Source organism: Lacrimispora xylanolytica (genome assembly GCF_026723765.1).
Lineage (GTDB): Bacteria > Bacillota > Clostridia > Lachnospirales > Lachnospiraceae > Lacrimispora > Lacrimispora xylanolytica.
In genome coordinates this window covers 1,279,790-1,294,197 of the sequence record NZ_CP113524.1, presented here as the reverse complement: position 1 = coordinate 1,294,197, position 14,408 = coordinate 1,279,790, and the positions used below count along the sequence as shown (strand labels likewise).

Annotated in this window: 10 protein-coding genes; 1 reads left to right on the top strand and 9 read right to left on the bottom strand. The window is 42.7% G+C overall.

Features of this window, described 5'->3' with window-relative positions:
• Positions 1-83 precede the first annotated feature (83 nt).
• The gene (locus OW255_RS06080) at positions 84-581 is read right to left on the bottom strand and encodes a dihydrofolate reductase (RefSeq protein WP_024836787.1); all 498 of its coding nucleotides are present in this window, start codon (positions 579-581) and stop codon (positions 84-86) included.
• 24 nt (positions 582-605) lie between these two features.
• The gene (locus OW255_RS06075) at positions 606-1,226 is read right to left on the bottom strand and encodes a hypothetical protein (RefSeq protein ID WP_024836788.1); all 621 of its coding nucleotides are present in this window, start codon (positions 1,224-1,226) and stop codon (positions 606-608) included.
• A 199-nt stretch (positions 1,227-1,425) separates the two neighbouring features.
• Between OW255_RS06075 and OW255_RS06070 the strand changes: the two genes are divergently transcribed.
• Entirely contained in the window at positions 1,426-1,764 is a 339-nt protein-coding gene (locus OW255_RS06070) for a helix-turn-helix transcriptional regulator (RefSeq protein WP_024836789.1), read from the top strand.
• 7 nt (positions 1,765-1,771) lie between these two features.
• Here the strand turns inward: OW255_RS06070 and OW255_RS06065 are convergent, their stop codons facing one another.
• The 7 genes from OW255_RS06065 to OW255_RS06035 all read right to left on the bottom strand — a co-directional run bounded on the left by OW255_RS06065 (position 1,772) and on the right by OW255_RS06035 (position 14,408).
• A complete protein-coding gene (locus OW255_RS06065) occupies positions 1,772-4,939 on the bottom strand; it encodes an AAA family ATPase (RefSeq protein WP_268115998.1) in 3,168 nt (1,055 codons plus the stop codon).
• On the bottom strand, positions 4,936-6,105 hold the full coding sequence (locus tag OW255_RS06060) for an exonuclease SbcCD subunit D (RefSeq protein WP_268115997.1): 1,170 nt from the start codon (positions 6,103-6,105) through the stop codon (positions 4,936-4,938). The genes OW255_RS06065 and OW255_RS06060 overlap by 4 nt, the downstream gene beginning before the upstream one ends.
• A gap of 185 nt (positions 6,106-6,290) precedes the next feature.
• Positions 6,291-7,391, bottom strand: a complete 1,101-nt coding sequence (locus tag OW255_RS06055; protein WP_268115995.1) for a TRAP transporter substrate-binding protein — start codon at positions 7,389-7,391, stop codon at positions 6,291-6,293.
• Positions 7,392-7,464: 73 nt separating this feature from the next.
• Positions 7,465-9,297 carry a DNA helicase RecQ gene (recQ, locus tag OW255_RS06050; protein WP_268115994.1) on the bottom strand — a complete coding sequence of 611 codons (1,833 nt, stop codon included), beginning with the start codon at positions 9,295-9,297 and terminating at the stop codon, positions 7,465-7,467.
• 166 nt (positions 9,298-9,463) lie between these two features.
• The gene (locus tag OW255_RS06045) at positions 9,464-11,071 is read right to left on the bottom strand and encodes an N-acetylmuramoyl-L-alanine amidase family protein (protein WP_268115993.1); all 1,608 of its coding nucleotides are present in this window, start codon (positions 11,069-11,071) and stop codon (positions 9,464-9,466) included.
• 30 nt (positions 11,072-11,101) lie between these two features.
• Positions 11,102-12,655 carry a glycoside hydrolase family 43 protein gene (locus OW255_RS06040; protein ID WP_268115992.1) on the bottom strand — a complete coding sequence of 518 codons (1,554 nt, stop codon included), beginning with the start codon at positions 12,653-12,655 and terminating at the stop codon, positions 11,102-11,104.
• A gap of 46 nt (positions 12,656-12,701) precedes the next feature.
• Positions 12,702-14,408 carry an SGNH/GDSL hydrolase family protein gene (locus tag OW255_RS06035; protein ID WP_268115991.1) on the bottom strand — a complete coding sequence of 569 codons (1,707 nt, stop codon included), beginning with the start codon at positions 14,406-14,408 and terminating at the stop codon, positions 12,702-12,704.

Sequence of the window (14,408 nt, the reverse complement as noted above, 5' to 3'; positions counted from 1 at the left end):
ACCATCTTACCACCTTTGAAGGACCATGACAACATTTATAGAAAATATCAATAAAATTTTAACAAAGTTTTTTTCCAGGAGGCTTAATCAGTATTTTTTTTCTGATATAACCGAAAGGTATAGCAAAGATTAAAGTAGGTCTGCTCATCACTTTCCCCTGTCATCTCCCATTCCGGGTCCTTATCCAGATTTGGAAAATGGGTATCAGCACTGTATAAATAATCGATATATGTCACATGTGCTGTATGACAGTGGGGCAGGAATTGTTCGTAAATACTCTGACCTCCAATGATGAAACAATCATTTTCATCGTGTTTTTCCAGTTCTTCCATGGCTTCTTCAAAGCTATGGCAGACAATGGCTCCTTTTACTTTATAATCAGGATTCTTAGTAAGCACTATATTCGTTCGTCCGTACAGGGGCTGCTTCCCTGGAAGGCTTTCCAGCGTTTTCCTGCCCATTACAATCACTTTTCCCAGAGTCTCTTCCCGAAACAGTCTCTTATCTTCGGGAATGGATACGAGAAGCTGGCCCTGATTGCCGATGGACCAGTTTTTATCCACTGCAACAATTAGATTCATAATTAACCCTTTCCTTTTCCTGTCTTAATCCTCTAAAAGAATCAGTTCCTTCCCATAAGGAAGGCTCTCCACCCATTGGCAGAAGGTATGCCATTCCACCAGCTTGTGGTTCTTTCTTGCAAAATACATATTGATCAGCGTTTCATAGTTTAAGGTGCATGTCCGCATCTGGTTGTAGCTGGATGGAAGAAGCTGGATCATATCATACCAGTCGTCCTTATTCTTATTCTCCAGATAACGAAGGCGGATCTTTTCAAGCTCAGCCACTACAGATTCCATAAACACAAGTGTCTGTTCTGTCATATGATCATGACTGAAATCAGACAGCTCAAACGGCTTACTGTGAATCTTATGCATGGTACTTGTGGAATTGGCTACGGTCGATACTTTGTAGGTATCGTATTCCTTCCACCAGTAAAGGGGAGCGGTAATATCTACGGATACAAAAATCTGACGAATGTATTTCCGGTGATCACCTCCTGCTTTTCTAAGGCGTTTTGCCAGTCCTAAATCATTAGGCCCTAATATGTATTCCCCATCCTCGTTGTAGCTGCTGTCCATCCGGTCCCAGCTGTTCATTGGATTTCTTGCACCGCGAATGGCATTTTCTATATTCATTACACTTGTTCTTTCACATTTTAACATGGTATCGTTCCTTTCCAGCAAAAACTATTGTTTGATTCAACGTTTATTATAGAACATATTATCGATTTCGTCCATTTCTTTGTCATAGGAATCCCACTTTAGAAAATAAATGCTTCTCTATTGATTCCTCTCCCATCCTCTCTTATAATGACTCTTGAGAACAAAATATCCAATATATGGAAAAAGGAGGTCAAATAAATTGAATCAAAAATTTATATCGGAGAGACTGGTTCTTTTGCGCACTCAAATGGGTATCTCAGCAAAAGATATGAGCCTTTCTCTTGGACAAAGGGAAACATATGTGGAAGAAATAGAGCAAAGCCGTTTTACCCCCTGCATGGAGGACTTCCTGTCCATTTGTGAGTTTTTTAAGATTACTCCAGGAGAGTTTTTCGATGAAGAAAATCTAAATCCAACGCTTCTCAATCAGCTGCTGCAAAAGCTGCTTCCACTAAGCGGGGCTGATTTAGAGGATCTGCTATCCCGCTTATCGGAAGTCAGAAACAGTGTGAAAAGAGAGACAAAAAAGTTTTCCTGATGTAATCCTATGACTCAGGAGAAAACTGGTCAATATCCCAGCGTATTTTGCTTCCTCTTTCACTTTTCTCCACAAGAAGCTTTTTCCCAATCTGTTCTTTTAATTCTGTTACGTGTGAAATAATACCGATCAGGCGACGTTCCCCGGCCAGTTCTTTCAGTATGCGAACAGACTTCATTCTGGAATCCTCATCAAGGGAGCCAAAGCCTTCATCTATAAAAAGAGCATCCATGGATACATTCCCTGCCGTGCTCTGTATGATATCTGACATACCAAGAGCCATGGCAAGAGCTGCCATAAAGGATTCTCCGCCGGAAAGCGTTTTTACATCCCGTACCTTTCCGGCTGTCATACTGTAAACATCCAGATCAAGCCCAACCTCTCCCTGCCTTCCAAGGGCGTCAAGCTCCCTGCATTTAAGGAGAAATTGACCGTCAGTCATATCCTTTAACCGCTTATTGGCTGCCTGGATCATCTGATTGAAATACTGGCGCTGTACAAAGGTCTGAAAATCCAGACTGACGGAAAGCTTTCCATTGGCAGTCTGAAAAAGATCGTGGTAAAGCTTATATTCCTCCTCCAGTACTTCCCTCTCCTTCCAGAGACGGTTAAGGGTTTCATAGGATTGTTTCAATCTGCTTAAGATGCCGGACGTTATCGCCTCTTCTTTCTGAAGTTCTTTCTGCCTTTCCGTTAATACCTGTTCTTTTTCTCTAAATGGCTCTGAATCGATTCTTTCCCTTCCTTTTATCTGCTCCTTTAACTGGCTGCATATGGTACGGGACTTTAAAAGCTCTTTTTCGTAAGCATCCAGATCCTTCTCCCATTGTTCCATAATTTCAGGAGTTTTCCTGGCCTCTAAGTATGATTCCTTTGTGTCAAATCCCATTGCTTTTAATCCTTCCAGGAATTTCTTTTCCGCCTGCTCTGCCGACAGCCTTCTCCATTCCAGGTTCTCAAGTTCTGATGCCAGACGTCCCTTCTTTTCTCTTGTTTCTTCCGAAAGACGACGGACGTTCTCATTTGAGATATTTAAAGATTGTTTTCGGTGCTCCAACTGGTTTAATATTCTTTCTCTATGAGCGTTTGCAGCTTCCTCCTCTGGAAATGGCAAACGCTCCTCCAATTGTTTGATTCTCTCCGTAAAAGCAGAGGCTTTTATCTCTTTCTCCTGCAGACTGACTCTTGCCTCTTCCCTGTCAGACTCCAGTTTCTCCAGAGTCGTGCGGTCTGTTCTGATTGTCTCAAGCATTTCCTTCCGGCCTTTTTCTGCTTCCTTTGCTTCCTCTTCCTGTTCCATGGCTTTAGAAAGGAGAGTTTCATTCTTATTGATTTCTTCTCCCAGGCATTCCTTAAGTTGAGTAAAAGTTAAGGGAGCATGAAACCACCGTTTCAGATCTTTTCTGATTTGTTCCTCCTGATGCTTTAAACGCTCTTCAGCAGCAATGCTTTCTTTTGTCGCCTGAGCAAGTCCGTCTTCTGCCTGGCTGCGCTGAAGTTTTGCCTGCTCCACCATATCCTGCGTAACGGCATCATGGGAAAGACTTGCCTTTAATGGGTGGTGGGTGGAGCCACACACCGGGCAGGCTTCTCCTTCGGACAGCTTCTCTGCCAGAATACCTGCCTGATGAGCCAGGAACAGATCGTATCGTTCATTGTAAATATGGTCCGCTTCTATATATTTTTTTCGGGCTCTTAAAGTACTTTCCTGACTCTTTTCTTTATGAGCCTGCTCTATTTCAAGCAGAGATAATTCATTTTTTAAGAGCTCTAATCCTTGTTTCCGCTCCTTAAGTTCGTTTGTTTCCTGAATCAAAACGGGTAGATGCTCCGCCTTTTTTTCAAACTCCTTTTGTTTTAACTCCCTTAGTAAGAGCGTTGCTTTTCGGTCATGTATTTGGGAGTCAAGCTTTTCTAATCTGCTTTTTTCCTCTTGCTCTGAATGCTTTAACTCTTTCCAGATTTTTTTCTCCTGGTTCCATGTGGCATACAGTGGCATCGCCTCATTTAGCCGGTTAACCTCCAGCTGAAGACGTGGAAGCTCCTCATCTGCTATTTTCTTTTCATCTTCCGCTGCCCGCTCAGCCTCTGAAAGAGACTGATTCAATGCTTCAAGCTCATTTTTCAGGATATCAGACAGGTGGAGAGCCTCTTTATATGCACTTTCTTTTTCCAGGCGCTGATCGGCAGCTGACTCCAGCTTTTCAGCTAGCCTGGCTTTTTTTAAATGCTCCTCTTTTTTCTTCCATGTCTCCTGTTCCTCTTTCAGCTGCTCCATATGTTTCTCTGCTTCTGTAAGGCTGTCAAAAATCCGGTTGACCTCCTCCGCCAGGCTCAGCCGGCTCTTCACCTCAAAAAGCAGGGCCGTGCTTTCTTCCTGCTGTTCATGAAGTGTTTCCGTTCTTTCTCTTAATTCGTCCATTGCCTGATATAAAACCAGCTGAATATCTTCTGTTCTTGTCTCTTTAAACCTCAAAAGCTCCTGCCAGTCTGTGATGTATTTACTATCTTCTAATAGCTCCATATGGCTTAGCTCGTGAAAACAAAGCTTTCGGTTATCCTCTAACTTCTCAAGGCAAAGACTGTTCTTTTCTTTTAATTTCATCTGGATACGTTGGAAAACTCCAGTATTAAAAATCTTTGAAAAGATCTCTTTTCGTTCTTTGGAGGAAGCGTGGAGGAGCCGTAAATAATCTCCCTGGGCAATCATTGCAATCTGGGAAAACTGGTTCTGGTCAACACCTATGATTTCCTGTATTTTAACATTAATATCTTTAAGATTACCAGGATATTCAGACCCGTCAGGAAGAAATAAAGAGGCCTTTGCAGGCACTTGAACGCCGGTATACTCACCGCTTTTATTCTTTCGTTTGCTCATTCTTATATAGGAAGGGCTCCTTTTTATTTCATACACTTCCCCATGCTCTAAAAAAGTCAAAGTCACATAGGTTTCCTCATCCTCGGGAGCATATTGGCTCCTCATCATGGCAGGTTCCCGCTTCTGTCCGCTTGTCTCACCAAAAAGCGCAAAGGATACTGCATCAAATATGGTAGTCTTTCCTGCTCCCGTATCTCCGGTAATGAGAAATATTCCATGTCCGATTCGATTAAAATCTATGGTCTGGGTGGTGCCGTAGGAACCAAATGCTGACAACGTTAATGTAAGAGGCTTCATAATCCTTCCTCCTCCTTTGCTTCCTGTATGATTTTCTCCATGACCTTTCTGGCCTTTGGCGTCATCTCATCATTTCTTACGGTCTGATAAAACTGAAGGAATGCTTCCATGGGATTTAAGACAGGTACCGGCTCTCCCTGATCTAAAAACATGCTCCTGGTCCGTTCATTGTCTATCCGAAGCTCTAATAAATGATCAAAAACCTCCTCCAGCTGCTCTCTGATACGATATGGCTCTTCCTCATCAGTTATGGTCACGCTGACAAAATCATGACGGCTCTCTTCCGTCGCTCTGGAAAGAATCTCGTCTAATTTCCCCCGTTCTCTCCTTACATCCTGAATGCCGGAAAGAGGGAGGAATTCCAGCTGTAAAGCCTGTCCCTTTTCTTTCATGGTCACATAGGGAATGGATTTTTTATGGTACTCTTCACTGACGGAATACTTATATGGAGTTCCGCAGTATCGAATCGTCTCTTTTAAAACCTTTTGGGAACCATGAATATGGCCAAGGGCTGCATAATCAAAGCCGGTGAGCAAAGAGGCATCCACCCGGTCCAGTCCCCCTGTCATAATAACTGCCTGTTCTGATTCACAAGTTTCAGGGTCTTTTCCGCCGCCCGCGTAAAACTGGTGAGATAAAATGACGTTGCGCTCCCTGTCATCTATATTCTCCCGTTTAAGAACCGCCCGGACAACTTCTTCATAGCCTTCCGGCTGATTGTCCTTAAAAAGTGTTCGGACATATCCAGGCTTAAAGAAAGGCATAAGATAGAAATTCACAGGTCCAAACTCATCTAGCAGCACAACTTTTTTTAGGTACTCATCTTGATTTTTAGGAGGAAATACAGACAAATGAATGTGGTGCTTCTCTAAAAATGATCCGGCATAGGAAAGACGTTCTGGTGAATCGTGGTTTCCTGCTATAATAAGTACAGTGATTTTGGGGCTGATTTCAGAAAGAGCACCAAGAAAGTCTCCAAACATGGTGTAAGCTTCTCCTGAAGGAACTGTTTTATCGTAGACATCACCGCAAATTAATATGGCATCAGGATGGAGTTTTTTTGCATATTCCACAACCTGACTTAGAACTGCTTCCTGATTTTCCTTTAAGCTTCGCCCATTTAACTGTTTTCCTATATGTAAATCAGACAAATGAAAAAATTTCATAGTTTCTTCCTTATCTTTTTTTCTTCATAATATCATAGTTGTCCCTAATTGAACAGGGACTGTAAAGGACCATAAGTAAATAGGAGGGTATTGCAACATGAAATACATCATCAAGATATAATAACTGGCTGTTTGATTTACAACCGTATCTTGTATGAAATCTTCATTTTACAACACCCTCTTGATTATTTCTGGATTTCGATGATTCTGGCCAGGTAGTCTTCCAGACCTGGCGTAAAGCTGACTCTTACAATTTCTTCTAAATTACGGGCTTTTTCCATATCCTCTTGAGATAGATTGGTTACAGTCACGCCCTCGCTCTCCAGCAGCTGATATATCTTTGCTTCCTCCTGCTCAATGGCTGACCGATTCCATTGAGATGCCATACGTCCAGCTTCCAAAAGTATATTTTTATTTTCCTCATTAAGCATGTTCCATTTATCTTCCGCCATGAGAACGATTCCGGGGCTGAATACATGTCCACTTAACAAATAGTAGGGTGCGACTTCAAATAAGCGATTGGACTGGTAGGCAGTGACCGGATTTTCTCCCCCTTCAATGACGCCGCTTTTCAATGCTTCTGAAACATCAGCATAAGGAAGAGGAATCGGGCGTGCCTGGAGAGCGGAAAAAGTGTCCATCATAAGGACCGATTCCGGAACACGGATCTTCATCCCTTTTAAGTCATCTAAATTACGAATCCTTTTGGTAGAGAATATATTTCGTGCACCTTCATCGGTATAAAAAAGCCCTACCATATTGGCACCTACTTCCGTGCCCTCTGACAAAAATGCCTGCCCAAGCTGCTCATCTTCCAGGACTTTCCACATTCCTTCCCTGCTCTCAAAAATATAAGGAAGACCAAACAAGCTCAGCTTCTTAAAGCCGTATCCAGTCAGAGCGTTTGTATTTCCCCGGTACATGTCAATATATCTTCCACCCCTTCGAAGATCTCTTAGGGAAGTTCTTTCATCTCCCAGGGAATGGTTTGGATAAATTTCAATTTTTATGCGGCCATCTGATAATTGATCCACGTATTCTGCAAACTTATGTCCTGTCTGCGTTACAATGTTATCTTCTCCATTTACTTCCCCATATCGAAACACATACTGGGGCGTTGTTGATGGAGTGGCTGCCTTGGCAGTCGCCTGTGCAGCCTGTGCATCATTTGTTTCCGAAGATGATTCTGCTGCTGCCTTTGTATTTTCTGAGCCAAATCTATGACTGCATCCTGTAAGACTTACTGTTAGGGAAGCCACAAGCATTAATATCAGTGAACGTTTCATGATCATTCCTCCTGTATGCTAATACAGGTAGTCTTTCCATGTATCCATTCATTTATTTGCATTTTTCAATCATTTATTCTTTAAATATTTGAAGAAACCGACTGCCGTACTTATCGACTTTAAATTCTCCCACTCCAGATACAGAAAGCATCTCTTCTTTTGACCCAGGTTTTATGATAGCCATATGCGAAAGAGTCTTATCTGAAAATACAATATAAGGCGGAACCTTTTCTTCCTTTGCAATGGAAAGGCGAAGCGCTTTCAGCTTTTCAAAAATCAGTTCCTCTTCACCGGAAAGCTGGGAAGCTGCACTTGATTTTTTAATTTTTTTCGCAGACTTTTCCCTGGTGCCGGATTCCTGTTCCTTTGCCATCTTCATGGTGATTGTCACAGGCTCTTCCATAACACGTTTCGATTTTTCTGTCAGCTTCACAATGGCATACTCATCATTGGTGACCGCCAGATAATCGTTTAGCAAAAGGTAATTCATGACCTGCCTCAGCTTATAGAGAGGAGTTTTTGAAAGGGTGCTGTAATGGGGATTTTCATCCATCCGGTAGTTTCTAATTTTGACTGTACTTGCCCCATGTACGGTATCCAGTATAACTGTGGTTCCATAACGCTGTCTGCTCGTCTCCACACATCCGATAAGATGTTCTGAAATCTCCGTCACATCCACTGTCTCAAACTGAGTCAGGCAGTTGGAACAGTTGCCGCAGTAATTTTTTCCGTATTCCCCAAAATAGCGCAGTATGTAATCCCTCAGACACTCATTGGTATAAGAGTAAAAGGTCATCTTTTTCAGTCTTTCCCGGTCCCGCTCCATAACAAGATCCTTCGTCAGCGGGTCCAGTTCCTGGTTATCCTGATTGTTTTCTACAAACATCTGGTTGGTGATTACATCCTGGCCATTGTATAAAAGAATGCATTCTCCTGGTTCTCCGTCTCTCGAACAGCGGCCAATCTCCTGATAATAGGATTCCAGATTTTTTGGCATATTATAATGAATGACATATCTTACATTTGATTTATCAATCCCCATTCCAAATGCATTGGTCGCTACCATAATGGTGATTTTATCATAAATAAAATCATCCTGGTTCTTTCTTCGCTCTGCATCACTAAGTCCGGCATGATATCTCGTTACGGAGAATCCATCTCCTCTCAGCCGGTCACTGACCTCTTCCACCAGCTTTCTGGTCAGGCAGTAAATAATCCCGCACTGGTCTTTGTGCAGTTCAACGAAGTTTTTTAGCGTGCCGTATTTATCCTTTGGCGCCTGTACCCCCAGATAGAGATTGGGCCTGTCGTAACCGGTTGATACGATCACAGGCTCCCGAAGCATAAGAATGTCTATCACATCTTCACGGACTTCTTTCGTTGCCGTTGCCGTAAATGCACTGACGACCGGACGGACTGGAAGCTTCTCTATAAAATCTACAATTTTTAAATAACTGGGCCTGAAATCCTGTCCCCATTGGGAAACACAGTGAGCCTCATCAACGGCTACCATGGAAATCCTGGCATGAAGGGCGAAATCTAAAAATTCTTCTGTTAAAAGACGTTCGGGTGCTACATAAATAATGGGATATCGCCCCTCCCGGGCATAGGACAGGGCCTTGTAATACTGACTGGCCGTCAGAGAACTGTTAAGATATGCGGCGTGAATTCCTGCCTGGTTAAGTGTTGATACCTGATCTTTCATAAGAGATATCAAAGGGGATATGACTAGCGTGATTCCTTCCATCATAAGAGCTGGAATTTGAAAGCAAAGGGATTTGCCAGAGCCGGTAGGCATGATGCCAAGGGCATCTCTTCCCTCCAGAATCCCATCCATCAAAGGCTCCTGCCCTTCCCGGAAGGTGTCATAGCCGAAATAATGCTTTAATACCTGAGATTTGTCCATATTCTGTTGTTTGTGCTCCTTATCATTTGCTGGTTTTATTATATCATACAGCAACAGGTTTTTCCACCAATGTTCCTTTTTATATTTATAAAATACCACAAAAAGCCCTGCCAGACTTCTTTTTAAGAGATACTGGCAGGGTGTAATTGAATTCTATGACAAAATTTTATTTAAACATTGGCTGATCAAAGTGTATCGTCCGGTCTGCATCATCTGCTTGAAGAAGGGTTCCTTCTCTTACCCCTTTTTCCATCAGAAAGACCTGATATCCACTCTTTTTCGATTTGCCGCCCTTGATCCGATATTTGTTTCCATCCGAAAACTCTGGCGTTGTACCGCTGGTTTTCACCTTCCCATTTTCATCTATTACAAACAGTCCAGTGCCTTTTTCACCTGCAAGATCTGGAACATATACCAGTTCATACTCGTAATTATCGTCTGCGGTAACACAAAGACCCTTATAGTAGAGCTTTCCGTCGTATACACCGGTCACTCCCTGTCCCAGAGAGTATCCATCCTCATTTTTCTTTGAAAAATAGTAATCATAATTGATTCCAGCTTCTTCCTTCTTTGCTTTGCCGGTTCTTCTGGCTCCATCCGCACTAAAATCGTAATAGCCTTCCTTTAATGGATTTTTTCCTTCCTTATTATATACGTATAAAAGGCCATCTACCATCTGTCCCTTGTTATCAAACAAATAGTATTTATCGTTAAACTGTCTTAGCAAAACTTGAAGTAAGTCTCCGTCGCCTCCTTTCACCTTATATTCTCCAGTGGTATCAACTTTTCTGATTTCAATCACGCGGCTCGCTCTGGACGGTGTAGCTTCTGAAGGTGAGGCCTCTGAAGGCGTGGCTGTTGACTCAGTATCAGGCATAGCCATAAAACCCTTTTTGTCAAAATAATACCATTTGTCACCCTCGTCCGGATCTCCTTCTTTTCCAGGAGGAACGACTTTCAGCCAGATATTCTTTTGAACGACCCCAACTCCCTCTGCTCCGCAATAATAGTATCTGCTGGAATCGTCATTGTACTCGTTTACGGCTTCTGTGTTTTCATCTACCTTGACAAAGGAATTATCTAGTGTCTTATAAGCCCAGCCATCAATCATTCTGCCTTGAGTATCAAAGCAAAATTCGTAATCGCCCACCTTATTCTTTTTATTTCTCCGGATTTTGCCGTTTCCTTCAAAATTATACCAGTAGGTTTCACCCTTATTATCTTCATCTGCCGGAGGAGCCAGTTCAAACCAGCCGCTGGCTCTTTCGCCATCTTCAAGACAATAGTAGGTATCGTCAAGACTGATATCATCGGTAAGATTTTCCGCTGTCCCATTGGTATAAGTGACCCAACCAGTGAGCATCCTGCCTTCCTCAGAAAAGAAATATTTCTTATCCTTAATCTTTTGTTTTCCAGTCAGCATTTCCCCGTTTGCGTTAAAATAATACCAGTATTCCGTGCTGTCTTCCGCGTCATCCCAGGATTTTGTGTTAATCCACTGATTTTTCACCCGTAGTCCTTCGGAGTCCACATAATACTTTTTATCTCCGTCAGCAACCCATGAATCCGTAAGCAATTTACCAGTTTCACTTAGATAATAATAACCTTTATCAGCTTTTTTCCAGACAGACTTTTGATAATCCCCGTTTTCTTCAAAATACCATCCGTCTGTCTTTTCTGTCCAACCAGCAGCTCTTGCTATCATACTGGTATCAATCACCATAATTGCTGAGAGCATAACGATTCCTAAATTTTTTTTCCAGTCCCTTCTCATGTTTGTGACCCCCTGATCCCCATATTTATTTTATTTTTCATATAAGAGCCATGCAAAATCCCCATAATTTGCACTCTCATTCCCATTTGCTGAGGCATACATTCCCATCGTGCAGCCCACAAAACCTCCGGCCCGTTCTGTTGTATAAGGAAGTAAATCTACGTTTCTGGCCACCTGGGTACGGATATCCCCCTCCGTAATCCAGATATCTGCCTCTTGTACATTCGCCCTTATATTGATTTCCACTAAGCCAACGGGCTCAAGCTTTCTTTCAGCAATCATCTGTTTTATTCCATGAATATTAGTTGTGACAATGAAATATCGTCCATTTCCCTTTTTGGCAATTTCCATGAGCAGATGATTTTCATGATTCTGGTATAGAACCAAACCTGCTGTCTCCCCCTCTTTTGAAGGATTAAACTCCACCCCCGCAGACAGCCGGAATTGATAACTTTTTTGACGGATTCCCAGATAAGAGGCATCAGCTTTATCACTGATTTTCTCTTTTCTGGTGTAGAGCCGTAAAAATCCCGGTCGTTCTGTAAGGGAATACATGGTTTCCCTGCACCTGTGTATGCTGACAAATCTTTCATCCAGTTTTTTACCATAAAAATGAAAGCTGTCATGCTCCAGGACCTCTTTCTCAAAGCGGCAGGGAGGAAATGGCAGCTCCACCTGGGACTCCAGTTTGCCGGTTTCTGCATTGATGACCGGCCAGTCATTTTCCCAGGTCACTTTTGCCAGGAACGTCTCACGTCCCATACTGCTATGTCCCTTACATAATCTAGAAGCCAGCATGATGACATACCAGCCCCCATTGCCATCATCAACCAAATCCCCATGTCCTGTATATACGACCGGATAATTCATCCCCAGGTTACGGTGAGTGAAAACAGGATTACGTGGACAGCCTTCAAACCAATTCCACAACTCCCTGCTTCTTGCCACACTGATTGCATGATCCGGCCCGGTGCCTCCTTCTGCGTGAATCAGATAATAATAAGCTCCGATTTTGTAAATATGCGGTCCTTCCGGCCAGATGGCATCCTTTAAGGCGCCTTTCCAGATTGCCATACTTTTGCCCACTAGTTTCATTTCTGTGAGACTGAGCTCCTGAATCCATATCTCCCAGTCTCCGTTATGGCGGACTCCTTCTGGATTTGGCCTTGTTCCTACATAATAACATTTCCCATCCTCATCAAAAAAAAGACTCGGATCGATTCCCTGTGCCTCCTTTCCTAAATAATGCGGTACAGACCATGGTCCTTTTGGGGTTTGGGCGGTTACTATAAAGTTTCCGCCATGGTTGATGTTGGTAGTGATCATATAAAACACGCCATTATGATGGCGGATTGTGGGTGCAAAAATCCCCTGGGATATTTCACTGTTCTCCAGAGGAAGCTGTTCCTCCCGGTTTAAGATGTTGCCGATCTGTTCCCAATGAGCCAAATCTCTGCTATGAAAAATAGGCACACCTGGAAAATAGGCAAAGCTGGAATTTACCAGATAAAAGTCCTGCCCTACCCTGCAGATAGAGGGATCTGGATAAAATCCAGATAAAATTGGATTGTTTGCTGTTACCATACAGTTCTCCTTGTAGTGATTAATAAGTGCCTGATCTTACAAAATACTAATTTACATATCCAAATCCCAGTATGGTGAATTTTTTATTTTCGTCGCCCTGGGCCATTTTTATTTGAAGAATATGTTCCTGTGAATGCCTATCGTTACAAACAATAACTGGATTACAGTGCACCCAGCCAACAATACGGGGATTAGCGGTTAAAACCTTTTTTCCATCTAAAAACACGTCTGCTTTTCCTACGTCATTGGCTCCGGAATCCTTGTAGATCAGGAGCAAGGCACGACATGTTATCGTGAGCTCAAAGGTTGAATCACCGAAAGCCTTTGTACCATCATACATCCAGTTATACGGAAACTGGGGGGTGCCAAAAAGATCTTCATCCATCTCAACCCGCTGCAGCTCGGTATCTGTTTTTGTAAAACCTCCGCACCGAATATTCGCTTTCGGATTATGATTCTTTTTATCCAACAGCTTCACAGAAACAAAGTCATCACCAATTGCCGGCTTCTTTAAGAGCAGTTTTGGAGTGCAGTCTATCCACTCCTTCTCCCGTTCTGTTTGTTCCAGCAAATAGGTAATGCAATCCGCCATGATGGTATGACCAGCATTGGTTGGATGAAACATATCATAAAAAAATTTATTTTTTGATATCACCCGGCCGGTCTCTTTTGTCAATGGAAACTGAGGAGATACGGCATCTAAGATACTTACCATGGGAAGCTCATAAAGCTGGCCTACCGGAGAGAGCCGCTTTTGTAAGTTCCAATCATTGGCAAATACTGCAAACAACAGGATCACTGCCGGCTCATTGGGCAGCATGAGAACTTTTTTTACCAGACTCTCATAACAGTTTCCCTTTGTTTCATCCCCTTCGTCATTAACTCCAAACTCAATTACAACCACATCTGGATAGTTTCCATCACGCAGTACATCCCGGTCAAACCGCAGCATTCCAAGCTCAGAAGGAGTTCCGCCCACTCCAGCTTTGATAAAATGTACATTGTTTCCATTCCCGTAGCGATCTGCAAAGGACTTATATGACTTATAGGCATAGCATCCCGTATTAATGGGTGTTCCCCCTGCTCCCTGGGTAATGGAACCGCCAATATAGGCCAGGGTCACATCCTTTCCTTCTTTGGCACGTTTGATTGCTCCTGCCAATCTTTTAGGGTTACCAAGCTGCATCAGGGAACGAGCGATCATGGTATGATACGTTTCCAAGGAAACATCCACCTCACTCTCTTCACTGACATCTGGCACAGAATATCCGTCGTTTAAGTACAGTCGGACACTGGCTCTTCCGAGAATCTCAGGAGTATCAAATTCAAAACGTATCTGTCCGGGCTCTTTGTCATCCTCACTCCAATCAATCTCACATAAGTTGATTTTCTCTTCCATTCCGTCTCCATTCAGAGATAGTTTTAAGTTGGTACCACCACCGTAGATGTCCTTGTTTCCATACATCTGAAAGATAAAATCTACTTTGCTTGAAGAGTCTTCCGTCTCGACTGATACGCCGATACTATGTACTAACGTACGAAATCCCTGAGTCGTTTTTAAGAGCTCCAGGATATTGGAATCCGATATATTTCCTGTAATCTGAGCGCTGCTTATAAGCCTTCCGTCATTTTCATAAATAAAATGAATCCCTTTTTCCTCATCAAGCTTTGCTCCATATATCTCTTTTTCTCTTATGATATAAAAGTATGGTTTTTTCTTTTCCGGATCTTTGGGTGCGGCAGGTCCTTTCAT